Here is a 24,187-nt window from a genome sequence, read left to right as displayed (position 1 = left end):
CAGGGCTCTGAGGGTAGAATTAGTCATGGCGTATCACCTCTGTTGATTGAGATTCTTCGCGGGAATCAATCAGCAGGATACGCCACCTCTTCTATCCCTCCGTACACCAGAAATGACCATAACTCCCTTAAGAAAATGCATTATTTAAAATGCGTTTCAACGTATTGTTTTGTATCGATTTTTTCTGCTTGGTCAACCAGGCGTTTTTAGCCAAACAAACTGAAGCCCACGCCAGCCGCTCACTGATCTCACCCATAGTACGATGCATCACTGCAGCTAATATCGGGAACCACCCCGTCTGCAATGGCTGTCCGGCCTGTCACGCCCCCCTTGAGCCGGTTGTGCCATGCCGACTCCTTAAACAGCAGCACCGATACAGACTCATGAAAAGTGAGGACACTCACCTTTCTGAGCAAGCTGCTGCATCGCCAGCACACAAAAGTAGGTGTCTCAGTTTTGATAGGCATTGCCTACCGCCCCACTATTTATCTGCCTTAGGTTAGAGAGATGAGCGACAACAAACCCGCACTGCCCGACCGTCTGGCGGCCAACCTGCGCAGCCCGTACCATGTGGCTGCCTGCTTCGAGCACGAGATCGGCATTCGCCTCAACGGCAAGGAGCGCAACAATGTCGAGGAGTACTGCATCAGCGAAGGCTGGGTGAAAATCCCCTCCCCCAAGGCCAAGGATCGCTATGGCAACCCCATGCTGATCACCGTCGAGGCCTTCTACGCCTAAGCTGCCTATAGCAACGATGCCCCGAGCAGGGGCGCGACCTTGCTATCCCAGAACACCGGCCTAGTGCCGGTGTTCTGCTTTTCAGGTGCCAGCGCCTGTTCAGGGGTGCGGCTTGCCCGCCTGCCAGCGTTGCAGTCCGGCACCGGCCAGCACCAGCAGGGTGCCGAGCAGATCGCTCCCCTCCAGCCGTCCGGCCAAGGCATCGAGCAACACGCCTCCCGCCAACTGGCCCGCGACGATGAGCAAGGCGCAGACCAGGGCCCCAACCCGGCCTATGGCCCAGCTGCTGATGGCAACGAACAGCGCCCCCAGCACGCCGCCGAGCAGCAGCCAGGGATCGAGCCCGGCCAGATTCCCCCAGGGTGCCCCCTTGAGGATGAGCAGGGCGCCGAGTAGCACGAAGCCGAGCAGGTGGTTGGCGAGGGAGGCCGTCATGGCGCCCCGGGCGCTGGCGAGGCGGCCATTGAGGGTACGCGACAGACTAACCGCCACGCCGTTGAGCAGTCCCAGCAGGATCAAGAGGGTCATGGTTCTCTCCTAACGCAGCACGATCAGCAGGGCGCCGATCATCACCAGCAGGGCGGCGAGCACGTCCTTCCCTGATGGGCGGCGGCGAACCAGCCCGAACCAGCCTCTGGCGTCGCACAGGGCGCCAAACAGCAACTGGCCCAGCAACAGCAGGGCGAGGGTGCCCGCCATGCCCAGCGGCGAGTTGAGACACAGGGCCGCCAGCACCACAGTGAGCGCCCCCGGCAGGCCGCCAAGCCACGCCCAGGGCGGAGCAGACTGCGGCCCCTGGGGCCGTGGGGCCAGCCACCACAAGAGCGCGGCCACCAGGCTGCCGACCCCGTGGGCGAGCCAGCTCGCGAGCCAGGGATCGGTGGCGCGGGCCAGGGCACCGTTCTGGGCGATCATCAGCGCCAGCAGCAGGCCAGCGGCGAAGGCGGCCAGGGCGCCGATTGTCTGGAGGCGTCCGGGGCGGCGGTCAATAAGAGGGGGGATCATGGGGTCACTCCTTGGTTGAACAGAGGAGCAGGGTAAATTGTTTTAGATATGGGAATAATCTACCATTTAGGAACAACATTGTTTCCATATTGAGAACAACATGAACCAGGATGCCTTCGCCCTGATCCCCGCCTTCGTCGCAGTGGTGGAGGCAGGCACTTTCTCCGGCGCCGCCCGCCAGCTCGGCCTCAGCAAGTCGGTACTGAGCAAGAAGGTGAGCCAGCTTGAGCAGCAGCTCGGTTGCCAGCTCATCTACCGCACCACCCGCTCCCTCACCCTGACAGAGGCAGGGGAGCGCTACTTCGAGACGGTGCACCATGCGGTGCGTCTGGCCCGTGACGGGGAAGATGCCATCGGCGCCCTGCAGTCGGCGCCGCGCGGCCTGCTGCGAGTGACTGTGCCCATGGTCTATGGCCGGCGCCACATAGCCCCCCTTATCCCCGAATTTCTCGCCCTCTATCCCGAGCTGCAGTTGCAGCTGGAGATGAGCGACGCCCAGCAAGATCTGGTGGCCGAGGGGTTCGACGTGGCGGTGCGCATCGGCGAGCTGGAAGATTCAAACCTGGTCGCCCGCCGCCTAGCCCCCTGTCACAGCACCCTGTGCGCCGCCCCCACCTACCTGGCGCGGGCCGGCACGCCCCGTACCCCGGCCGATCTCGAGGCCCACAACTGCCTCTTCTACTCCCTGTTTCGCGGCGGCACCCAGTGGCGCCTACAAGGCCCGGAGGGAGAGGTTGCCATCACCCCGCGGGGCAACTTCGAGGTCAACAACAGCGACGCCATCCACACCGCGCTGCTGGCAGGGCTCGGCATTGGCAACATGCCGGACTTTATCGTGGAGCGGGATCTCGCCACCGGCCGGCTGGTGCCCCTGCTGCCAGACCATGCCCTGCCCGAGCACGGCATCTGGTGCCTCTACCCCCGCCGTCGCCACCTGCCCGCCAAGGTGGAGGCCTGGCTGGCGTTTCTTCACGAACGCCTGGCTCTGCGCTAGGGGGTCACTGGGATAACCGAAGTGGTTCACGTTTTTTTCATCTGGAAAGGAGTAGAGTAGGCCATTACCAAGCGCCTGTTTTAATTGAAAAAGGCTCCAGAGGGGCATGCCATGGCATCGCACCTCTCACCCTAGGTGGAACCCCATGATGAAGAAAACTGCGATTGCCCTGACCCTGGCCAGCCTGTTGGCCCTGCCAGTGTTTGTCTCCACTCATGCCTGGGCTGCTCCGGTGCGCTCCCTGCAAAAGGAGCAAAACTACGACCAGTACATCAGCAAGCGCCAGGTGGTGGATCAGCTGCTGGCGGATGCCTGGCAGATCTTCAAGTCACCGGCTCGCATCTCCACCGCGGGCTTCACCGCCAAGATGCCGAGCAACATGGAGCAGGTCACCGCACTGCTGCTGCAGGCCTATCAGCTCGAACCCTACCGCACCGACCTGCTCATCTCGGCGGCCAACGCCCAGATCTACAACGGCAACGTGGACAAGGCCATCCGCCTGTTCGAGCAGGCGCTCAACACGGCGCCGGACGATATAGATCTGCTCACTTACCTGGCCACCTGGCAGACCTTCAAGCAAAACCCCAGTGCCGCCCAGGCATACCAGAGCAAACTGGCGACACTCAACCCCGGCCGCGACGCCGATCTGCAGCGCATCCTGGAGACGGTGGCCCGCGTCAACGCCACCCCGCTCAAGGAGCAGGGGGAGAGTTCACCCAAGCCGGGCAACCGGGCCATCGTCACCCTGGGCTATGCCCTCAACCCCGATGGCAGCATGCACGATATCCTGCTGGGCCGGCTGGAGACCACCCGCACCCTGGCCCAGGCCAACCCGACTGCGCTCATCATACTGACCGGCGGCGTGCCCCAAAACCGCCAGACCGAGGGCAAGCTGATGGCGAACTGGCTGGTGAAGAAGGGCATAGATCGCTCGCGCATCATAGAGGAGAACTACGCCACCAGTACGGTGGAGAACGCCCTCTACAGCAGCTACGCCCTCGCCCGCCACCAGATCCAGCACGCCACGCTGGTGAGCTCGGCCAGCCATGTCCGCCGGGGTCAGACCCTGCTGGAGATCGCCAGCTGGCAGAGCGGCCCGGCCGGGATCCAGATAGACAGCGTCAGCTACCCGGACAAACCGCTCTCGGCCCTGGCCAAGGTGAGCGACAGCGAGCTGCTCGGCATCTACCGCGATGCGCTGCGCACCTACGGCCTGTGGAGCTATCGCTCGGCCCCGCTGATCGAACGCTGATCCACATTGCGCCAGATTGGCGGGCAGTTTGTTGATGGCAATGCATCAGGCGGCTATCAGCCGCTCCAGATCGCTGCGTGTGAGGCGCTTGCTGTCCACCTTCACATAGAGTGAATGCTCGGCAGGCGCCAGCAGCACATCGCTCACCCCGTCACAGGCGCGGATCCGCTGCTCCAGCGCAGGGCTCGCCGCCACCCCTGCCGGCAGCACAATGCGCAGGCTGCTCACATAAGGGGGCTCCTGCATGGTGAGGCTGACCCCCAGCCAGGCCAGCGCCAGCAGGGCGCAACTGCCAAACACCAGCACGCCGCCGCCCAGGCTGTAGAGCAAGCCCCCCAGGCTGCCGCCGATGGCGACCCCGATGAACTGGCTGGTGGAGTAGACCCCCATGGCGGTGCCCTTGTAACCCGGTGGCGACTCCTTGCTGATAAGCGACGGCAGCAGCGCCTCCATCACGTTGAAGCCGATGAAGAAGAGCTGCAACCCGGCGAGCAGGCCCCACAACTGCAGCCCGGCCTGCCACAGCACCACTTCGGCGATGAGCATCACCAACACGCAGAGCTGGAATACACGCTTCATCTGGCGGCGTTTTTCGGCATAGATGATGAAGGGCACCACGCTGACAAAGGCGACCAGCATGGTGACCAGATAAGCCTGCCACTGGCTGTCGCGGGGCAGACCAGCTTGTTCGAGCAGCGGCGGCAGCGCCACGAAGCTCGACATCAGCAGGGTGTGCACGCAGAGGATGCCGAGGTTGAGTTTGAGCAGGCGCGGATTGGTAAGCACGGTGCGCATCCCGCCCCTGACCATGCTGGACTCGCGATTGAGCAGGTGGCCGGTCGGGGTCGGCACCAGCCAGAGGGTGATGGCGATGCCCCCCAGCGCCAGCAGAGCGATGAGCCAGAACAGGCCGGAGAGCCCCAGCGCATGGGTGATGAGGGGGCCCGTCACCATGGCGATGGCGAAGGTGATGCCAAAGCTCACCCCGATGAAAGCCATCGCCTTGGTGCGGTTCTGCTCGCGGGTGAGATCCGAGAGCAGGGCCATCACGGCGGCGGAGATTGCACCGCTGCCCTGCAGGGCGCGGCCGAGAATGACACCCCAGATGGAGTGGGTCAGCGCTGCGACCACGCTGCCCAGCGCAAACATCAGCAGACCGCCGACGATCAGCGGCTTGCGGCCGATGCGATCGGAGAGCAAGCCGAACGGGATCTGGAACAGCGCCTGGGTCAGGCCATAAATACCGATGGCAAGGCCGATCAGGGCTTCGGAGGCGCCCGCCAGGGACATGCCGTAGGTGGTCAACACCGGCAGCACCATAAACATGCCCAGCATGCGCAAGGAGAAGACGGAGCCGAGCGCCCAGGTCGCGCGGCGCTCGCCCCTCGTCATGGTGAAATCATTCATGAAGGCCTCGATAGGTCAAAGAGAAAAGAGATGCAAGGGGTGGATGACGCAAGGCGCGCCACCCCCGAACAACGGGAAACGTGCCCCGCAGGGCGGGCCCCATAATAACAGAGCCGGGAAGGTTCCCGGCTCTGGATTTCATGCATTCAGGGGCGCAGCTCTCACTATCGGCGCAGTCTGCTCACCAATACCGGCATCGCATCCGGCTGGCAATCCACCGACATCATCACGTTCAGGCAGGTGAAGATGATGACGACGCTGGAGAACATCTCCGCCTCAGGGTCAGGGCAGCATGCTCACCAATACCGGCGTCGCATCCGGCTGGAAATCCACCGACATCATCACGCTCAGGCAGGTAATGGTGACGATGGAGAACATGAACAGCTTGCGGGCCCAGAGGGAGTCATCGACCGCCTGCTTGTAACCCGACAACGCCATGCCCAGCCACCAGACGCTGACCGCCGTCGCCACGATCAGATACTTGTAACCGGCGTAACCGCCTAAAAACAGCATCAACGTCGGCACCATAAAGGCCAGTATGTAGAGGGTAATGTGGTGTTTGGCCACGACAATCCCCTTCACCACCGGCAGCACGGGTATGTTGGCCGCCTGATAATCCTTGAAGCGGAAGATGGCAATCGCATAGGAGTGCGGCATCTGCCACAGGCTGAAGATCGCCAGCAGGATCAAGGCGCCCGAGTCGAACTGACCGCTCACGGCGCAGTAGCCGATGACGGGTGGCGCGGCGCCGGAGAGGCTGCCGACCAGGGTACCATAGACGGAGTGACGCTTCATGTAGAGGCTATAGACCCCCACATAGACCAGGAAGCCCAGCACGGCCAACAAGGCAGCCAACGGATTGGCCGCAAAGTAGAGCAGTGCAATGCCCGCAACGCCGAGCGCGCTCGCATACCAGAGCGAGACGCCGGGGGCGATGAGCCCCTTCACCAGGGCGCGGTTCTTGGTGCGCTCCATGATGCAGTCGATGTCCCGGTCGATGTAGTTGTTGAACACACAACCGGAGGCCACCACCAGGGAGACACCCGCCATGGTCAGGATGAACAGGGGCACATCCAGGCTCCCCTTGGAGGCCAGCAGGAATCCGCCGATCACCGAGATGAGGTTACCGAAAATGATGCCCGGCTTGGTCACTTGCAGGTATTGCTTCATCATCACATCAAGCCGCTCAGTGAACCATCATGTTGACGTTGAGGTTGTACATGATCCACAGGGAACCCACGACCACGATGGCGATGATGAGCACGGTAAACACCAGTGCCACCAGGTTCCAGCGCTCCTCTGAGGAGGTGTTCATGTGGAGGAAGTAGATCAGATGCACAAAGATCTGCACCACCGCCATGGCCACCACAGTGCCCAGCACCATGGCATGGGAAGCGGATCCATCCATCACCATCCAGAAGGGGATCGCGGTCAGGATAACCGACAGCACGAAACCGATGAGATAGCTCTTGGCGCTGCCGTGGCTGGCGCCGTGCTTATCAACTGCATGAGTACTCATTTACATCGCTCCCATCAGATAGACCACGGTGAAAACGCAGATCCACACCACGTCCAGGAAGTGCCAGAACAGGCTCAGGCACATCAGACGGGTACGGTTGCGCTCGGTCAGCCCCTTCTTGTTCACCAGCACCATCATGACGATGATCCAGACAAGGCCGCTGGTCACGTGGATCCCGTGGGTACCGACCAGGGTGAAGAAGGCGGAGAGGAAACCACTGCGCTGCGGGCCGAAACCTTGGGCGATCAGGTGGTGGAACTCGTAGATCTCCATGGCGATGAAGCCGGCGCCGAGCAGGAAGGTGACCAGCAACCAGCCATTGACGGCGGAGACCTGGTTCTTGTTCATGGCCAGCATGCCAAAACCGAAGGTGATGCTGCTAAACAGCAGCAGCATGGTTTCACCAAACACGAACGGCAGCTCGAAGATATCCTTGCCGCTGGGGCCACCGGCGGTGCCGTTGACCAGGACCGCATACGTTGCGAACAGGGTCGCAAACAGGATGCAGTCACTCATCAGGTAGATCCAGAAACCGAACACCTTGGTGGCACCGGCATCATGGTGCCCATGATCGTCATGGGCGCCGTGAGTGTGATGTAGAACGTCAGTCGCCATGGAATTAAGCCACCTTGTTGAAATTTTCAAAATGCTGACACTCGATCCGCTCGATCTCGTCAACCTGCACGTAGTAATCCACGTCGTCATTGAAGCTGTGGATGATCCAGGTGGCTATCATGCCGACGAAGCCGGCGATGGCCATCCACCAGATGTGCCACACCATGGCGAAACCGAACACCACACTGAAGGCAGCGATAATGACACCGGCCCCCGAGTTTTTCGGCATGTGGATCGGGTCATAGCGCTTGGGTTGCTGATAGGCAGACCCATCCTGCTTGGCTTCCCAGAAGGCATCCAGGCCGGTGATCTTCGGCTCGATGGCGAAGTTGTAGAAGGGCGGCGGTGAAGAGGTCGACCACTCCAGGGTACGGCCACCCCAAGGATCACCAGTCAGATCGCGGTTCTTCTCGCGGTCACGAATACTGACCACCACCTGGATCGCCTGACACAGGACACCGATGGCAATCAGGCCGGCACCGCAAGCAGCCACGACCAGCCAGCCGTGGAACTCGGGATCTATGTTCTGACTGACCCGACGGGTCATGCCCATGAAGCCCAGCACGTAGAGCGGCAGGAAGGCCACGAAGAAGCCGGTGATCCAGCACCAGAAGGCACGCTTGCCCCAGACCTCATCCAGCTTGAAGCCGAACGCCTTCGGGAACCAGTAGGTGATACCGGCAAAGCAACCGAACACCACGCCGCCGATGATGACGTTGTGGAAGTGGGCGATCAGGAACAGGCTGTTGTGCAGCACGAAGTTGGCGGCCGGCACCGAGAGCAGTACCCCGGTCATGCCACCCACGGTGAAGGTGATGATGAAGCCGACAGTCCACAACATGGGTGAGGTGAACTCGATGCGGCCGCGATACATGGTGAACAGCCAGTTGAAGATCTTCACCCCGGTCGGGATGGAGATGATCATGGTGGTGATGCCGAAGAAGGCATTCACGTTGGCGCCCGATCCCATGGTGAAGAAGTGGTGCAGCCAGACCACGAAGGAGAGCACGGTAATGGCCACGGTCGCCCACACCAGGGAGGTGTAACCGAACAGCTTCTTCTTGCAGAAGGTCGCCACCACTTCGGAGAAGATCCCGAACACCGGCAGCACCAGGATATACACCTCGGGGTGACCCCAGGCCCAGATGAGGTTGATGTACATCATCATGTTGCCACCCATGTCATTGGTAAAGAAATGGGTACCCAGGTAACGGTCTGCGGTGAGCAGGGCTATGGTGACGGTCAGGATCGGGAAGGAGGCGATGATCAGTATGTTGGCGCACAGCGCGGTCCAGGTGAACACCGGCAACCGCATCATGGTCATGCCGGGGGCACGCATCCTGATGATGGTGGCAAAGAAGTTGACGCCGGTCAGCAGGGTGCCTAACCCCGAGATCTGCAGACTCCAGATCCAGTAATCGACCCCGACCCCGGGACTGAACTCCTTGCCCGACAAGGGCGGATAGGCCAGCCAGCCGGTCTGGGCAAATTCACCGACCCCGAGGGAGACGTTGATCAGCACCACGGCGGCAGCGGTAAACCAGAAGCTCAGGTTGTTGAGGAAGGGAAAAGCCACGTCACGGGCACCGATCTGCAGCGGCACCACTATGTTCATCAGGCCGATCACCAGTGGCATGGCCACGAAGAAGATCATGATGACGCCGTGGGCGGTGAAGATCTGGTCGTAGTGGTGGGGCGGCAATATGCCTTCGCCACCGGCCGAGGCCATCACCTGCTGGGTACGCATCATGACTGCATCGGCAAAGCCGCGCAGCAGCATGATCATCCCCAGGATGAGATACATGATACCGAGACGCTTGTGATCCACAGAGGTGAACCACTCTTTCCACAGATACTGCCACTTGCCGAAATAGGTGATCAGCCCGGCGATGGCCAGCCCGCCCAATAAGATAGCGACTATCGTGACCATGATAATGGGTTCATGGTACGGGACAGCGTCGAGCGTTAATTTTCCAAACATCAATTATTCCTCGGATCCTGCTTTCACACTCTTGTCATCCATCGGCATGGCCATATGCCCGGCATGATCCATGGGTGCATCATGGGTCATCTTGTCATGGTCCATTGCGTGATGATCCATGGCGTCGCCATGCTGCATGGCCCCCTCGTGCGCCATACCCTGGTGCTCAGCCGGTGTCATGTCACCCATGAACTTGTTGATCACATTGACGAACAGGGCCGGGTCGGCACTGGCGAAATACGCCACCGGATTGTTCTGGCTCTGCTTGGCCAGGGCCTCGAACTCGGCCATGGTGGTGAGCATATTGGGTGACTGTTTTACCTTGGCGACCCAGGCATCGAAGTCGGCCTGATCCCGCGTCGCGATGGCCTGGAACTTCATGCCTGAGAAACCGGCGCCGCTGTAACTGCCGGAGATCCCCTTGTACTGGCCCGCCTCGTTGGCGATGAGATGCAACTTGGTCTGCATGCCAGCCATGGCGTAAATCTGACCGCCCAGCTGGGGAATGAAGAAGGAGTTCATCACTGTGTCTGAGGTCACCCGGAAATTGACCGGGGTATTGACTGGGAAGGCCAGTTCATTGACGGAGGCGATCCCCAATTCCGGATAGACGAACAGCCACTTCCAGTCGAGGGAAATAACATCGACCTGAATCGGCTTGACGTCTGATTCCAGCGGTTTATAAGGATCCAGCGAGTGGGACGTTTTCCAGGTAATAACCGCCAGAATGGCGACAATAATGACGGGTACGGTCCAGACGACCGCTTCAATCTTGTTGGAGTGAGACCAATCCGGGGTATATTTGGCGTTGGTATTGGATGCTCTGTATTTACGAGAGAATGCCACTGCCATAATAATCACAGGGATCACCACAATTAACATCAGCCCGATGGCCGTTAATATCAGTGATTTCTGTTCCAGACCAATCTGCCCTTTGGGGCTCATTAGAGCCATGTCACAACCACTGAGCAAGCCAGTGGTCGCGAGCAACAGCAAGGCGCCCAAGCCCCTTTTTACATCAGGTCTCATGCCGTGTCCTCATCTTCGCAAGGCGTAAAGTTGTAATAAAAACGCAGCATTCTATTGCATCGGGGGGGGATGTGAACAACATGAAAAATTAATCCCGAATTTGTGTTCGGTTTGGAATTGACCTGTGAAGCATGTTAATAACTTGACGGCAAGGTATTTATCAAAGAGGATAAATAACCAATTCATCATCTGCTGACTTCATTTCACCCAAATATTGTTAATTGAATAGACAGAGCGCGACTTGCCCTTGTATTTGACAGGGTTAAAATGCCCCTTTCATTGCTCTTTGTATAAAATATCAGCGCTATTTTCAGCGCCACCAGCGAACAGACCGGCTATCAAGAAGAACTCAATCAGGGCCATAATTAATCAAATTAAACTCTAATTAATTCCATGGATTTGATGGGGCCATTGTCCGCAAAGAAGCATATTGCATGCATTGCCAGGGGCCGAATCCATCACCAGACTCATCATTTTGCTTAATAAGTTATCATCAAAGCCATGGACTCCATCTGGATATCGCGTTAGGTTGCGCCCCTTCGTTACCAAGCCAGTCACGAATTCAACCTTATCCCACTTCCCATTTGACTCTTAATACAACAGGGATTGCCATGAGTATCACACGCAGAGACTTTCTCAACGGCGTAGCCATAGCGATTGCAGCCGGTGTCGCCCCCATCAATCTGCTGCAAGCGGCGCAAAGCGGCAACACGCTGGCCGACAAGACGCTTGCCTACCCGCCCGCCCTCACCGGCCTGCGCGGCAACCACCCGGGCTCTTTCGAACCGGCCCACAACATCGCCCGTGACGGCAAGCAGTATGACTTCGCCAATGTCCCCCTTGAGGGGGAGGTGGATCTGGTGATCGTCGGCGCCGGGCTCAGCGGCCTGGCCGCCGCCTGCTTCTATCAGCAGTTGCTCGGGGCGGATAAAAAGATCCTGCTGCTCGACAACCACGACGACTTTGGCGGTCACGCCAAGCGCAACGAGTTCACCACCCCCGATGGCCTGCGGCTGGGTTATGGCGGCAGCGAATCCCTGCAATCGCCGCGCTCGGTCTACAGCCCGGTGGCGCTGGGGCTGCTCAAGGCGCTGGAGGTCAACATCGACGAGCTGGCCAAAGGGTTCCAGCAGACTTTCTATCCGGACCTGGGGCTTAGCCGCGGCGTCTATTTCGACGAGCAGCATTTTGGCGTCAACAAGATAGTGAACGGGGATCCGGGCCACAACGTGGCGGACGACATCCCGCGCGATCGCCTGAACGGCCGTCCGCTGGCAGAGTTTATCGGTGACTTCCCCCTCGATGATGCCGACAAGGCCGCCCTGCTGGCGCTGCACGAGGCGAAGATCGATTACCTGAGCGGCATGACCCGCGAAGAGAAAGACCTCTGGGTGACCCGCAACAGCTACACCCGCTTCCTGCGCGATAAAGTGGGCCTCAGCGAGCGGGCGATCACCTACTTCCAGCAGCGCACCAACGACTTCCAGGCGGTCGGCATCGACGCCACCGCCTGCGCCGATGCGCGCCTCTGCGCCTTGCCGGGCTTCGACGGGCTGGATCTCACTCCACTCGATGCCGAGGAGCAGGCAGAGCTGGACGATCCTTACATCTTCCACTTCCCGGACGGCAACGCCGGCCTCACCCGCCTGATGGTGCGCAAGCTCATTCCGCAGGTGGCGCCGGGTCATACCATGCAGGACGTGGTGCTGGCCAAGTTTGACTACAGCAAACTCGACCTGCCTGAGCACAAGGTGCAGCTGCGCCTTGGCAGCACGGCGCTGCAGGCCAAAAACGTGCGCCTCGCCGACGGCAAGCTGGCGGTGGATGTCACCTATATCAAAGAGGGGAAACTGCATCGGGTGCGGGCCAAGCAGTCGATCATGGCGGGCTACAACATGATGATCCCCTACATGGTGCCCGAGATGCCGGAGCCCCAGAAGGAGGCGCTGCGCCAGAATGCCAAGGCGCCGCTGGTCTACACCAAGGTGGTGATCAAGAACTGGCACGCCTTCGTCAAGCTGGGGGTACACGAGGTCTACTCCCCCGCGGCCCCCTACAGCCGGGTCAAACTCGACTATCCGGTCAGCATGGGTGGCTACGAGCATCCCAAGAGCCCGGATCAGCCCATGTGCCTGCACATGGTCTATGTGCCGACCCTGCCGGGCAGCGGCCTCTCGGCCCGCGAGCAGTCCCGCAAGGGGCGCGCCATGATCCTCGGCATGCCGTTCGAGCAGCATGAACAGATGATCCGCGAACAGCTACAGGGGATGCTGGGCAGCGCCGGTTTCAACCATGAGCAGGATATCCTCGCCATCACGGTCAACCGCTGGTCTCACGGCTACTCCTATGTCACCAACACCCTGTTTGATGACGAAGCGCAGTGCGAAAAATGGATTGAGCTGGGTCGCCAGCCAATTGGCAACATCACCATCGCCAACTCCGATGCAGGCTGGAGCCCCTACGCCCATGCCGCCATCGACGAAGCGTGGCGCGCCGTCAACGAGCTGGTGGTCATCAGCAAGGGAGGTGCCCAATGAGCCGCGCCCTGTCACTGACGGCCTGCGCCCTGCTGCTGGCCCTGCCCGCCCTTGCCGCTCACGCTGCGCCCGCCATGTCGGCGGGTGAATACGTGGCCAAGCTCGGGGATTGCGCCGCCTGTCACACCAGCGAGACCAGCAAGCCGCTGGCGGGCGGCAAAGGGTTCCCGACCCCCATCGGCACCGTGTTTGCCACCAACATCACCCCCGACAAGACCCACGGCATCGGCAACTACAGCCTGCCGGAGTTCATCAAGGTGATGCGCGAAGGGGTGGCCCGCGACGGGCATCGGCTCTACCCGGCCATGCCCTACACCGCCTACGCCAAGATGAGCGATAAGGATCTCGAAGATCTCTATCACCATCTGATGAAGGAGGTACAGCCGCTGGCCATCGCCAACAAGGCGAGCGACATCCCCTGGCCGCTCAACATCCGCTGGCCGCTGATGGGCTGGAACTGGGTCTATCACGATGACAGCCGCTTCACCCCGGTGGCGGGCAAGAGCGAGCAGTGGAATCGCGGCGCCTATCTGGTGCAGGGTGCCGGTCACTGCGGCAGTTGCCACACCCCGCGCGGGCTCGGCATGCAGGAGAACGCGCTGACCGAGGCAGATCCCCTCTATCTGAGCGGCGCCACCCTGGATGGCTGGTATGCCCCCGACATTCGCGGCAGCCGTTACAGCCAGCAGGCGCTGATCGACCTGCTGAAAACCGGCCGCAGCCAGCATCAGGCGGTCGCAGGTCCCATGGCAGAAGTGATCACTCACAGCAGCCAGTACTTCAGCGACGCAGATCTGGCCAGCATCGCCACCTATCTCACCGACCTGAAAGATGAGCCGGTGGCGGAGCAAGGGGCCCGTGCCTATGCCAGTGCCAGCGGCAAGGCGGACTACGCCATGTATTGCTCCACTTGCCATGGCGTCAACGGTCAGGGCAATGACCACGTCATTCCGTCGTTGGTGGGCAACCAGACTGTGCTGGCCGACGATCCCGCCAGCCTGCTCAATGTGCTGCTGTACGGCGCCGAGACGCCCATTACGCAGGGTCATATCGGCTACCATATGCCGGGTTATGGCTGGACTCTCAACGACGAACAGGTGGCCAATCTGGTCAACACCCTGCGCGCCTCCTGGGGCAATGAAGGGGTAGCCATCAAGCCGGCCACCGTCAAGGCCCAGCGCGCGCTGCACGAATAAGCCAGCGCCGTGTCACCACTGCCATAAAAAACGGGCCTCCATTGGAGGCCCGTTTGCTGTGTGCGAGCAGGGCATCAACCCTTGCGTGGTTTTGACCCAGGCAGGGGCGCCGCTGTCTGGCGGTAATCAGCATAGGGGAAGACATTGCGAAAACGCTGGGCCACCGGCTCGGGGATGGAGCGGGAGAAGATCAGCTTGACGCCGTCGCCATCGCGCTGACCCAGAATGCGGCCCCGCACCGTCTCATGGCGCAGTATCTGTTTGGCATGCTCAATGAATGCGGGAGATACCTTGCCCCGCTTGACCACCACCTTGCCAGGCTGCAACCGGATCTCGAACAGGGCGCCCCGTCCCAGCTTCATTAACCACCAGATCAGGGCAACCGCTACCAACAACGATAACCAGGCCATCTATTTTCCTCCTAACGACTCGATATCCCCGCGCGGGTCAGGCCATCTTGTGCCCTCCAGACCGCGCCATGGTTGCCAGTATAAGCCGCCATTGACCCCGATTATTTGGCGGGGATCACAGCCGCCGCGTTATGTGAGCACCATCCAAGCGCTGCTCAGCAATCTTTGCCCCAGGCCACCAGCGTCTCGCGATAGAGCGCCAGCAGCGCCTCATCACGCACAGCTACCCCGACCTGCTGGGCACGATAGTCGGCCCAGCCGTCGTGGGGGTGGGACCTGCCATCGAATTTTTGCAGGGTATGACCGATGGCGGGCCCCTCGTTGATGACCCGCACCGGCCCTTCCCGCAGGGTAAAGAGGGTAGGATCTATCACGTAGGCGATGGCGGAGGGATCGTGCACGTGGCAGCCATCCAGACCGATGCGCTCCGAATAGAAGCGCAGGTAGAAGCGACTCACCTCCCACAGGAAACGACCCGGCTCGCCTGCGTCATCGCGCAGCGCATCCAGATAGGCGCTGCTGAAAAAGCTCTGCTGGGTCACGTCCAGCCCGATGATCACCACAGGCCAGTCGGCGGTAAACACCCGGTCTGCAGCATCGGGATCGTCGTGAATATTGGCCTCGGCATAGGGGGTCACGTTGCCACGATGGCCGTTGACGCCAAAGGCGCCCCCCATCACCACCACCTGCTTTACCAGGGTGGTGATCTCAGGCGCCTCCTGCAGTGCCAGCGCCAGGTTGGTGAGCGGCCCTATGGTGACCAGGGTGATCTCGCCAGGCGCGGCCGTCACCGTCTCCACGATATATTGCCAGGCAGGTCTGGGATCCGCCGTGATGGTCACCTCCCCGGCCTCCACGTCCCCCAGCCCGCCCGGGCCATGCACGACCGTGGTCGGCCCCACCGGCTCGCGGCGCAGCGGTGCCACGGCCCCCCGGACCACGTCCGCCTTCATGCCGTATTTCTGCTTGAGCCAGAGCGCATTGCGGGTGCCGTTGTCTATGGTGGCATTGCCAAACACAGTGGTGATGGCGAGCAGATCGATGGCGGGGTGCGCCTCGGCAAACAGTATTGCCATGGCGTCGTCGATACCGGGATCCGTATCCAGAATGATTTTGTGGGCCATGGGGCCTCCAGACAGCAAGAGAGTTGCCAGTGTAACGGCCTCCCGCCCGTTTTACAGCACAGGGATCACAGCCTGAGGGTTTCGCCCGAACCGGCCCCGTCGAGTGGCTGCATATTGAGCAAGGCGGTAGGCAGACAGGCCAATGCGGCTAAATAATGGCCAACCGGACGAAAGCGAATAGCCGCCGCCTTGTGAGCTGGCCTGGGGGATGGTATCACTTGGCCTCATTGCCCACTTATCTCACCCCACTGCCGAGGCGCCATCGTGATCACCCTGATTAAAGAGTCTGACCAGCTGAAAATGCCCTGGAAGAACAAGCAGGGCACCACAGCCCAGATCCTCATCGCCCCCAGCAGCGCGACCCTGGACAAGCTCGACTTTGACTACCGGTTGAGCTCGGCCCCCATCAAGGGCGCCGGTCCCTTCTCCAAATTTCCCGGCTATCAGCGCATCCTGCTGCCCATCAGCGGCGCCGGCTTCGTGCTCAACGGCCACCCCTATGCCACCTTCGAGGCGGCCCACTTCAGCGGGGATGACGAGACCCACTGCGAGCTGCTGAAAAAAGAGGTGACGGATCTGGGGCTCATCTATGATCCCTCGCGCATCAGTGCCAACGTGCGGGTGCTGAATCTGCCCTTCCCGCTCACCCTCACCCTGGAGGCGGACAAGACCTACCTCTGCCACCTGCTGAGCGGTCAGCTCACGGTGCAGGATCGGGCCGTGGCGATCAACGAGACCCTGGTGGTCAGCGGCGAAGATAGCATCAGGCTGGAGTGCCAGAAGAAGACGGCCATCGCCTTCTTTACCCTGCAAGCGCGATAAGGAAGAGACCCGTGCAGACCCTGGTGTCGTGCTCAACGTTTGGGGGCGCGGCCCCCGCTGTCGAGACAAGCCTGCATGGTATCGTAGGGAACATAATGCTTGGTGCGGCTGTAGTAGGTGCCACCCTGGGGGTGGCAGATGCCGTTGCGGCTCTTCTTGACCGGGGGCTCTGCCGCCAGCGCCAGGGCGCACACCAGCATCAGGCAACCGCTGACCACCCATTTGACTGCGCTCATCACTCACATCCATTCAGTGTCCGGGCCAAAAAGCCCCAATTGCAGCCTATTTTACCCCTCTCAAGGCGCGACCACTCCTCGCCAGATCACGAAATGAACCATTTATTCAATCGCTTGGCTCCTCTGCACCGCGCGTTCGATACAAGGTTTGTGCATCATAAAAAAAGCCGGGCAACCCGGCTTTTTGCTTCATGACCACCCAGACACGCGGTTTAACCGATCTTGAAGCTGCCCTTCATCATGGCGAAGTGGCCGGGGAAGGAACAGAAGAAGGTGAGGTCTTTACCGGCCAGGCCATCGGTTTTGAAGGTAACGCTGGTGCTCTCGCCGCCGCCAATCATCTTGGTGTGGGCCAGCACCCGCGGATCATCTTTTGGCAGGTAGCTGTTGTCAGCACCGGCGCTCATGCCGGCGGTCGCGACAGCCTGATAATCGGCGGTGTTCGCCAGTGCCCAGTTGTGGCCCATGGCGGTCACCGGCATCTTGCCGGTATGGTTGAGGGTCACTGTCACCTCTTTGCAGGTCGCCGGTACGCTCATCTCTTTGAGGTTGTACTGCATGGCATCATTGCCTTCGATGACCAACGCGCACTCATCGGCCAGCGCCGGGGCAGCCAGGGTACTCAGAAACAGCAGGGTAATCGCCTTTTTCATCATCCTCTCCTTTGATTGGCAATAGATGGCAACACGATTGCCTGCAGGCTCGCGCCAGCGACTGGCAAAGATGCTGTCAAAATCGACCTTATTCTACTCAAATGTTGTCAATCGGCTATGGCTTTAGCGCAAAGCTGCGGGTCAGGTCACCAGATTGACCTTATTCATCACAGACACTTAACCTGAACGGATACGCACAACCTCTCTCCCGGCCCACCCCTGTTTAATTTTCTCCCGCTATTTTGCACACCGACCACTCGCCAGCCACCAACCGCTTCGCTAAGCTGGCGGCCCATGGCACAAGGCCCTGTTCAAGATAGAGATATTGCTTATGTCGTTTCCCCCGGTATTGGCCCTGCGCGGCCTCTTGCTGACCCTGGTGCTGGTGCTGACCGCCTGCCAACCTGCGCCGACCCACACCCGCATTCAGGGCAAGACAATGGGTACCTATTATGTGGTGACGGTGAGCGATCCCTTCCCGGGGGGAGAACCCGCGCTGCAACAGGAAGTCGATACCCTGCTGGCGCGGATGAACAGGGAGATCTCCACCTACGACCCGAATTCCCTCATCTCCCGCTTCAATCAGAGCACGGGCAAGCAGCCCACTGTCATTCCAGCGGCCATGGCCAGGATAGTGCAACAAGGCATAGATGCCGGGCACCTCACCCAGGGCAAGCTGGACGTCACCGTGGGCCCGCTGGTCAACCTGTGGGGATTCGGCCCGGACAAGCGCCCGATCAAGCGGCCAGATGCCAGGCAAATTGACGCAGCCCGCCTGAAGGTAGGCATAAACAAACTGAGCCTGATGCAAGAGGGGGATCACTTCCTGCTCGGCAAGACCATCCCGGCGCTCTACCTCGATCTCTCCACCCTGGGTGAGGGCGCGGCCTCGGACGAAATCGCTACCCTGCTCGAGAGCAAGGGGGTACACAACTACCTGATCGAAGTGGCGGGCGCCGTGCGCAGCAAGGGCAACAACAGCAAGGGCAACCCCTGGCGGGTGGCCATTGTCGAGCCTTCCGATCAACCGGGTGCCTTCTCTGATGTGGTGAGCCCGAACGGCATGGCGCTCAGCACCGCTGGCAGCTATCGCAACTATTACGAGCTCGATGGCCAGCGCTACTCCCACATCATAGATCCCGCCACGGGCGCGCCTGTGACCCACAAGCTGGTCTCCGCCAGCGTGATCACTCCGACCGCACTGGAGGCCGACGCCCTCGACACGGCGCTCATGGTGATGGGACCCGAGCAGGCGATGGCGTTTGCCAGGGCACACCAGTTGGCGGTCTACCTCATCATCAAGACGGAGCAGGGCTTTCGGGCCGAATACAGTCCGCAATTTGCCCCCTATCTGGTGCAGAAGAGGCCATGAATGGCGGGGCTTCGCCGAAAAACGGCGGGGCCACTCCATGTTCAATTGCCTGTCTGCGCGCTTTGGTGGCACACTTCTGTTATCCGCCCGTAGCGCCCTGACCCTGACCGATGCAGACACCGGAATCCGAACCAGAAAAAAAAGCCCCGCCCAAGCCCAAGCGCATCCTGCTGGTCAACGAACAGCGATCCTTTCAGGTGATGATGAAGGCGATGCTGATCAACATCGGCATCAATCGCATCACCTATGTCAACTCGGCCGAGGAGGCCAGGCGTCGCTGTCAGAAAGAGACCTTTGACATCTACCTGCTCGATTATGAACTGGGGGGCGGCGAGAACGGGCGCCAACTGCTGGAGAGCCTGCGGGATCAGACACTCATTCCCCCCCAGAGCGTGGTGATCATGGTGAGCGGCGACAGCTCCCGCGCCATGGTGTTGAGCGCGCTGGAGGCCGAACCCGATGAATACCTGATGAAGCCCTTCTCTCAGGAGCAGTTCTCGTTTCGCCTCAAACGCGCCCTCGCCCGTCGCCTGGCACTGGAGAGCGTGTTCCGCGCCCTCGCCCAGGACGATCTGTCCACCCTGCTGGCCGCCTGCGCCGAGCGGGCCGATGCAGTGCCACGCTTTGCCAACTTTTGCCGCTGCCTGCAGGCCGATACCCAACTCAAACTGGGGCAGGCCAAGGAGGCCCGCAGCCTGATGCGCCAGCTGCTGGCCGGCCAGGAGAACAGCTGGGCCCGGCTGACCCTGGGCAAGGCGTGCCATACCCTGGGGCTCAACGAAGAGGCCGTTAGCCACCTGCAGGCGACCCTCAGAAACACCCCGCTGATGGTGGAGGCACACCTCTGGCTGGCGGAGTCCCAGCTGGCGCTCGGCAATGACGAGCAGGCCCAGCAGGAGCTCAAACGCGCGGTGGACATATCCCCCCAGTCGGTGCAGCTCTCCCGCCGGCTGGCGGAGGTATGTCTGCTGCGCCACGACTATGCCCAGGCCAAGGACGTGCTGCTGTCGCTCATCGACATGTCGCGCAACTCCATCCATCGCACCCCTCACTATCTGGGGGCTTATATCCAGGCGCTGACCCTGTATGCCCTCAACAGCAACGACATCTACCACATCGCCAATTTGCAAAAGCAGGTGAACTCGGCGCTGTCGCGCATTCGCGATTCGCTGATGATGTCGGAGTTCAACTACCCGGTGTTCGAGCAGATCTGCCAGGCCAGGGTGCAGATCGCGCTGGGCGAGCTGCTCAAGGGCAAGAAGATGCTATATCGCGCCAACCAGAACTGGCTCGATCAGCCGGACACCATGCCCCCCAGCCTGCTGGGCGAAACCATACTCGCGCTCTACCAGCTCGGCGAATTCGAATATGCCGAGAGCCTGCAGGCGCTGCTGGCGGAGGATGAAGACAGGCTGCTCACGACCTGCATCCAGGCCACCCGCGACGACAAGACGGTGCTGGAGCGGCGCCAGCGTTACCAGCAGCTCAACGAACTGGGCATCAAAGCCTACCAGAGCGGCGAGCTGGAGCAGGCCCTCGGCCACTTTCGCGAGGCGCTGCGCCGGGCGCCCGCCAATACCGGTGCCGCCCTCAACAAGATCCAGGTGCTGCTGCAACTGATGCAGAAGAACCGCAAGAGCCCGGAGTTTGGCACCGAGTGCAAGGAGACGCTGGAGGTACTGGACGGCATCCCTTTGAACCCGGCGCAGCAGGATCGTTTTCGCAAGCTGCGTCAGGAGTTTACCCAGCTCAGCTGACCCACAGGCTGTCCCGCTCGCCTATGCTGATACAGACTCGGCGAGGGGAAGAAACAGACGATGGCCATGTGTCGATATCTGGTGGCGGACGGCCGCCACTGCTGTGAGGAGGCTGGGGAGCACGAACTGTGCCGCTGGCACGATCCCCACGCCAATCATCAGGAGCCCCATACCGCTCGCGAGCTGGAGCACTACATCCAGCAAGGCGGCCTGTGCCACGGCCTGCAACTGGCCCGCGCTAACCTGGCCGGCCTCAATCTGGTCAAAAAAGGGGCCGCGCAGGGCTTCTTGCTGGAGCAGTGCAACTTTTATCGGGCCAACCTGCAGGGGGCTCACCTCTACGGTATCCGTATCAAGGGCGGCAGCCTGATGAAAGCGGATCTCAGCGACGCCAACCTGCACTGCGCCGAGCTCGACGACGTCAACCTGCTCGGCATTCGCTGGCACAACACCCGACTCGACAACCTCAGCACCGGCAAACGGCTGATGCAGGAGCGACGCGGACGCAAAGAGCGGGATCCGGTACAGGCCCGCATCTGGCTGAAAGAGGCCGAGGAGACCTACCGGGATCTGCGCAAGGCCTCGGAGGCGCAGGGCATCTTCACCATGTCCGGCCGCTACATCCAGCAGGAGCTGACCATGCGCCGGCTGCAACTGCCGCGCTGGTCGACCCAGCGCTTCACCTCCTGGATTGTCGATCTCTTCTGCGGCTACGGCGAAGCGCCCATGCGAGTGGTACTCTTCTCTCTGCTGCTCATCTTCATCTGTAGCATCTTCTACTTCTTCTTCGGTCTGAGCTTCAACGGCAACCACCTCATCTACCAGCCCGGCGCCCCCCTGGAGCAGAACGCCATCTTCCTGCTCGAATGCCTCTACTACAGCGTGGTGACCTTCACCACCCTGGGTTACGGGGACTTCACCCCCATAGGCCTGTCGCGGATCTTCGCCGCCTTCGAGGCCTTCACCGGCAGCTTCACGCTGGCGCTGTTCGTGGTGGTGTTCGTCAAGAAGATGACCCGCTAAAAACCTGTCCACTATCTTACTGCGAGGCCGTGATCAGATTGCCGATAGCCAGATACCCGGCTCGGGAGCTGCGCCGGGCACCGCCCCCGGAACTTGCATCCACCGCCGATTCCTAGTCCAATAGCGACTTATAAAAATGACATGAGCATCCCTGACATGAAGATCATCTCTTTCAATATCAATGGCCTGCGCGCCCGCCTTCATCAGCTGCAAGCCATCATCGACAAACACCAGCCAGATGTGATCGGCCTGCAGGAGATCAAAGTGCACGACGAGGCCTTCCCGCTGGCGGATGTGGAGGCCATGGGTTATCACGTGGCGTTCCACGGCCAGAAGGCCCACTACGGGGTGGCCATCATGAGCAAGCAGAAACCCGTCGAGGTGCAAAAAGGCTTCCCCACGGATCCGGAGGATGCCCAGCGCCGCATGATCATGGCCACCTTCGAGCGCGAAGATGGCTCCCTCATCAAGGTAATGAACGGCTACTTCCCGCAGGGTGAAAGCCAGGATCACGAGACCAAGTTCCCGGCCAAGCAGAAGTTCTACGAGGACTTACAACAATATTTGGAGACCCACCACACCCCGAACGACCCGCTGGTGCTGATCGGGGATGTGAACATCTCCCCCACCGATCTCGATATCGGCATTGGCGAGGCGAACCGCAAGCGCTGGCTGCGCGATGGCAAGTGCTCCTTCCTGCCCATAGAGCGCGAATGGATGGAACGGCTGAAAGGGTTCGGTCTGACCGACACCTTCCGCGCCGCCAACCCCACAGAGTGCGAGCGTTTCTCCTGGTTTGACTACCGTTCCAAGGGCTTTGACGAGAATCGCGGCCTGCGCATCGACCTCATCATGGCCTCCGACGCCCTCAAGGACACGGTCACCGAGACCGGCATCGACTACGAGCTGCGCGGTATCGAAAAACCCTCGGACCACGCCCCCATCTGGGCCTGCTTTGCCTGATGAATGCAGACAGTGGGGACGTTTGACGTCCCCGCTTCCCCGCCCTTTTCCTGTTTAGCATGCCTGACATGCTACCCGCTCATACCCAAAAAGCGCCCCCCGCCGCGCGCAACGCTTATAGTCAATGTATCCACCGCCGGGACACCAATTGTCGCTGGCTCGCCTTTCTGCCGCCATGAGCACTAATAACTTGCATCCCCGAGCAGCTTGGGTTCAATATTCGCGATCTATCATTAAAAATTGTCATTAATCCAATGAGTTAAATTTGTAACCATGCTGTTGATGATGTCAGTTCAGAAGAAAGGTGTGCACGGCGATCGCTGTCCATCCAACAGGAGTGTGATGATGAAAGTGCAAAACGTCAGGGAAGAGATGTTCAAGCGTTGTGGTCTTGCTCTGGCACTGGCCAGCCTGTTGACCGCCTGCGGTGACGAGCGGACCGCCGGTGCCCAAGCGCTGCCTCCCCTGCCGGTGGTGGCGGCCGAGGTCAAGCCGACCGATGTGCCCCTGACCACCGAGATGGTGGGTGAAACCGCCGGTTTTCGCGAGATCGAAGTACGCTCCCGGGTGAACGGCATACTGCTCAAGCGTACCTATGTGGAAGGCCAGCCGGTCACCGCCGGCCAGGAGCTGTTTCTCATCGACCCCGAGCCCTACAAGGTGGCACTGGAGCAGTCCAGAGGCATACTTGCCCAGGAGCAGGCTCGTCTCAACAAGGCCCGTGCCGACCGCGATCGCATCATCCCCCTGTTCAAACGCCAGGTGGTGAGCCGCAAAGACTATGACGACACCATCGCCAACTATGAAGCCGCCATCGCCAGTCATCAGGCCGCTCAGGCCAAGGTGAAGGAGGCAGCGCTCAACCTCAGCTACACCCAGGTCACTGCGCCCATTGATGGCATGGCGAGCAAAAGCGCCCAGTCCGAGGGTAGCCTTATCTCCACCAGCGGTGACAGCAGCTTGCTGACAACCATCACCCAGTACAATCCGCTCTACGTCAACTTTTCGTACTCTGAGCAGGATCACCTCAATTTTGAAAACTCGGTGCGTAACGGGTTGATTGAGGCCAAAGACACCACCAACTGGCGTACCCATATCCGTCTCTCTGACGGCTCCGTCTATCCCGAGACGGGCAAGCTCAACTTCTCTGATAATCGGATCGATCCCCAGACCGGTACTATCCGTGCCCGTGCCATTTTCGACAATAAACAGGGCGCACTGCTGCCAGGTCAATTTGCCAGAATCACCATCGACTTGGGTATTCGTAAAAATGCCATCGTGGTGCCAGCCAGAGCGATTGTGCAATCTCAGGCAGACCGCATGGTGATGGTGGTGGATGGCGATAACAAGGTAGTGCCACGCCAGGTCAGACTTGGTCCGGCCATTGCAGAAGGTGTGCTGATCGACAGCGGCCTTAATGCAGGTGAACGTTACATCGTAGAGGGACTGATGAAAGCCAAACCCGGCAGCATAGTCAAACCTGTCTCAGCCCAAGAGATGAAGGCTATCAGCGACAAGATGGCTAACAAGCCAGCGGCCAGGTAAGGAGCGCCT

23 protein-coding genes and 1 pseudogene are annotated in these 24,187 nt (G+C 60.5%); 11 read left to right on the top strand and 13 right to left on the bottom strand.

What is annotated here, in order from left to right; translation table 11 throughout:
* Positions 1 to 127 precede the first annotated feature (127 nt).
* Positions 128 to 368 (bottom strand): annotated as a pseudogene (locus GWQ22_RS10430) (IS4 family transposase); the annotation flags it as partial.
* Positions 369 to 507: 139 nt separating this feature from the next.
* Between GWQ22_RS10430 and GWQ22_RS10425 the strand changes: the two are divergent.
* Positions 508 to 738: a DUF3297 family protein gene (locus GWQ22_RS10425; RefSeq protein WP_108535861.1), complete on the top strand. Its 231-nt coding sequence runs from the start codon at positions 508 to 510 to the stop codon at positions 736 to 738.
* Between the two features lie 99 nt (positions 739 to 837).
* On the opposite strand, the gene GWQ22_RS10420 is transcribed toward GWQ22_RS10425, so the two are convergent.
* Together GWQ22_RS10420 and GWQ22_RS10415 are read right to left on the bottom strand one after the other, a co-directional pair.
* Positions 838 to 1,266 carry a DMT family transporter gene (locus tag GWQ22_RS10420; RefSeq protein ID WP_139461017.1) on the bottom strand — a complete coding sequence of 143 codons (429 nt, stop codon included), beginning with the start codon at positions 1,264 to 1,266 and terminating at the stop codon, positions 838 to 840.
* Positions 1,267 to 1,275: 9 nt separating this feature from the next.
* Positions 1,276 to 1,743, bottom strand: coding sequence for a DMT family transporter (locus tag GWQ22_RS10415; protein ID WP_139424150.1), 468 nt, complete (start codon positions 1,741 to 1,743; stop codon positions 1,276 to 1,278).
* Between the two features lie 100 nt (positions 1,744 to 1,843).
* On the opposite strand from GWQ22_RS10415, the gene GWQ22_RS10410 reads away from it, so the two are divergent.
* Complete coding sequence (locus GWQ22_RS10410; protein WP_275930244.1) at positions 1,844 to 2,737, top strand: LysR family transcriptional regulator; 894 nt, start codon at positions 1,844 to 1,846, stop codon at positions 2,735 to 2,737.
* 148 nt (positions 2,738 to 2,885) lie between these two features.
* Positions 2,886 to 3,989, top strand: coding sequence for an ElyC/SanA/YdcF family protein (locus GWQ22_RS10405; RefSeq protein ID WP_275930246.1), 1,104 nt, complete (start codon positions 2,886 to 2,888; stop codon positions 3,987 to 3,989).
* Between the two features lie 45 nt (positions 3,990 to 4,034).
* Here the strand turns inward: GWQ22_RS10405 and GWQ22_RS10400 are convergent, their stop codons facing one another.
* From GWQ22_RS10400 to cyoA, 6 genes are all read right to left on the bottom strand, one after another.
* Positions 4,035 to 5,396, bottom strand: coding sequence for an MFS transporter (locus tag GWQ22_RS10400; protein WP_275930243.1), 1,362 nt, complete (start codon positions 5,394 to 5,396; stop codon positions 4,035 to 4,037).
* 282 nt (positions 5,397 to 5,678) lie between these two features.
* On the bottom strand, positions 5,679 to 6,572 hold the full coding sequence (gene cyoE / locus GWQ22_RS10395) for a heme o synthase (RefSeq protein ID WP_042038449.1): 894 nt from the start codon (positions 6,570 to 6,572) through the stop codon (positions 5,679 to 5,681).
* Positions 6,573 to 6,582: 10 nt separating this feature from the next.
* Positions 6,583 to 6,915: a cytochrome o ubiquinol oxidase subunit IV gene (locus GWQ22_RS10390; protein WP_108536106.1), complete on the bottom strand. Its 333-nt coding sequence runs from the start codon at positions 6,913 to 6,915 to the stop codon at positions 6,583 to 6,585.
* A complete protein-coding gene (locus tag GWQ22_RS10385; RefSeq protein ID WP_108536105.1) occupies positions 6,916 to 7,530 on the bottom strand; it encodes a cytochrome o ubiquinol oxidase subunit III in 615 nt (204 codons plus the stop codon).
* Between the two features lie 4 nt (positions 7,531 to 7,534).
* Positions 7,535 to 9,511: a cytochrome o ubiquinol oxidase subunit I gene (gene cyoB / locus GWQ22_RS10380; protein ID WP_042038453.1), complete on the bottom strand. Its 1,977-nt coding sequence runs from the start codon at positions 9,509 to 9,511 to the stop codon at positions 7,535 to 7,537.
* 3 nt (positions 9,512 to 9,514) lie between these two features.
* On the bottom strand, positions 9,515 to 10,540 hold the full coding sequence (gene cyoA / locus GWQ22_RS10375; RefSeq protein WP_212514297.1) for a cytochrome o ubiquinol oxidase subunit II: 1,026 nt from the start codon (positions 10,538 to 10,540) through the stop codon (positions 9,515 to 9,517).
* A 611-nt stretch (positions 10,541 to 11,151) separates the two neighbouring features.
* Between cyoA and GWQ22_RS10370 the strand changes: the two genes are divergently transcribed.
* Together GWQ22_RS10370 and GWQ22_RS10365 are read left to right on the top strand one after the other, a co-directional pair.
* A complete protein-coding gene (locus GWQ22_RS10370; RefSeq protein WP_275930242.1) occupies positions 11,152 to 13,077 on the top strand; it encodes an NAD(P)-binding protein in 1,926 nt (641 codons plus the stop codon).
* Positions 13,074 to 14,273, top strand: coding sequence for a cytochrome c (locus GWQ22_RS10365; protein WP_275930241.1), 1,200 nt, complete (start codon positions 13,074 to 13,076; stop codon positions 14,271 to 14,273). The genes GWQ22_RS10370 and GWQ22_RS10365 overlap by 4 nt, the downstream gene beginning before the upstream one ends.
* Positions 14,274 to 14,347: 74 nt before the next feature.
* Here GWQ22_RS10365 and GWQ22_RS10360 read toward each other — a convergent pair whose 3' ends face one another.
* Both GWQ22_RS10360 and GWQ22_RS10355 read right to left on the bottom strand, forming a co-directional pair.
* Positions 14,348 to 14,683, bottom strand: coding sequence for a DUF3634 family protein (locus GWQ22_RS10360; RefSeq protein WP_275930240.1), 336 nt, complete (start codon positions 14,681 to 14,683; stop codon positions 14,348 to 14,350).
* 155 nt (positions 14,684 to 14,838) lie between these two features.
* Positions 14,839 to 15,807 (bottom strand): nucleoside hydrolase, encoded by a 969-nt coding sequence (locus GWQ22_RS10355; protein WP_275930239.1) that lies wholly within the window; start codon positions 15,805 to 15,807, stop codon positions 14,839 to 14,841.
* Between the two features lie 264 nt (positions 15,808 to 16,071).
* Between GWQ22_RS10355 and GWQ22_RS10350 the strand changes: the two genes are divergently transcribed.
* Positions 16,072 to 16,629, top strand: coding sequence for a HutD family protein (locus GWQ22_RS10350; RefSeq protein ID WP_275930238.1), 558 nt, complete (start codon positions 16,072 to 16,074; stop codon positions 16,627 to 16,629).
* Positions 16,630 to 16,661: 32 nt separating this feature from the next.
* Here the strand turns inward: GWQ22_RS10350 and GWQ22_RS10345 are convergent, their stop codons facing one another.
* Positions 16,662 to 16,865 (bottom strand): hypothetical protein, encoded by a 204-nt coding sequence (locus GWQ22_RS10345; protein ID WP_108535849.1) that lies wholly within the window; start codon positions 16,863 to 16,865, stop codon positions 16,662 to 16,664.
* Between the two features lie 212 nt (positions 16,866 to 17,077).
* Complete coding sequence (gene azu, locus GWQ22_RS10340; protein WP_042038461.1) at positions 17,078 to 17,518, bottom strand: azurin; 441 nt, start codon at positions 17,516 to 17,518, stop codon at positions 17,078 to 17,080.
* 331 nt (positions 17,519 to 17,849) lie between these two features.
* Between azu and GWQ22_RS10335 the strand changes: the two genes are divergently transcribed.
* The 5 genes from GWQ22_RS10335 to GWQ22_RS10315 all read left to right on the top strand — a co-directional run bounded on the left by GWQ22_RS10335 (position 17,850) and on the right by GWQ22_RS10315 (position 24,178).
* Positions 17,850 to 18,890 (top strand): FAD:protein FMN transferase, encoded by a 1,041-nt coding sequence (locus tag GWQ22_RS10335; protein ID WP_275930237.1) that lies wholly within the window; start codon positions 17,850 to 17,852, stop codon positions 18,888 to 18,890.
* 110 nt (positions 18,891 to 19,000) lie between these two features.
* A complete protein-coding gene (locus tag GWQ22_RS10330; RefSeq protein ID WP_275930236.1) occupies positions 19,001 to 20,647 on the top strand; it encodes a tetratricopeptide repeat-containing response regulator in 1,647 nt (548 codons plus the stop codon).
* Between the two features lie 60 nt (positions 20,648 to 20,707).
* Complete coding sequence (locus GWQ22_RS10325) at positions 20,708 to 21,670, top strand: ion channel (RefSeq protein WP_275930235.1); 963 nt, start codon at positions 20,708 to 20,710, stop codon at positions 21,668 to 21,670.
* A 156-nt stretch (positions 21,671 to 21,826) separates the two neighbouring features.
* Complete coding sequence (gene xthA, locus GWQ22_RS10320; RefSeq protein WP_212514303.1) at positions 21,827 to 22,633, top strand: exodeoxyribonuclease III; 807 nt, start codon at positions 21,827 to 21,829, stop codon at positions 22,631 to 22,633.
* 345 nt (positions 22,634 to 22,978) lie between these two features.
* Positions 22,979 to 24,178 carry an efflux RND transporter periplasmic adaptor subunit gene (locus GWQ22_RS10315; RefSeq protein WP_275930245.1) on the top strand — a complete coding sequence of 400 codons (1,200 nt, stop codon included), beginning with the start codon at positions 22,979 to 22,981 and terminating at the stop codon, positions 24,176 to 24,178.
* Positions 24,179 to 24,187: the final 9 nt, after the last annotated feature.

This window comes from Aeromonas sp. 1HA1 (assembly GCF_029237385.1).
In the GTDB taxonomy this organism is placed as follows: Bacteria; Pseudomonadota; Gammaproteobacteria; order Enterobacterales; family Aeromonadaceae; genus Aeromonas; species Aeromonas popoffii.
Note: the sequence above shows the minus strand (reverse complement) of the source record. Positions and strands in the feature narration are given on the sequence as shown.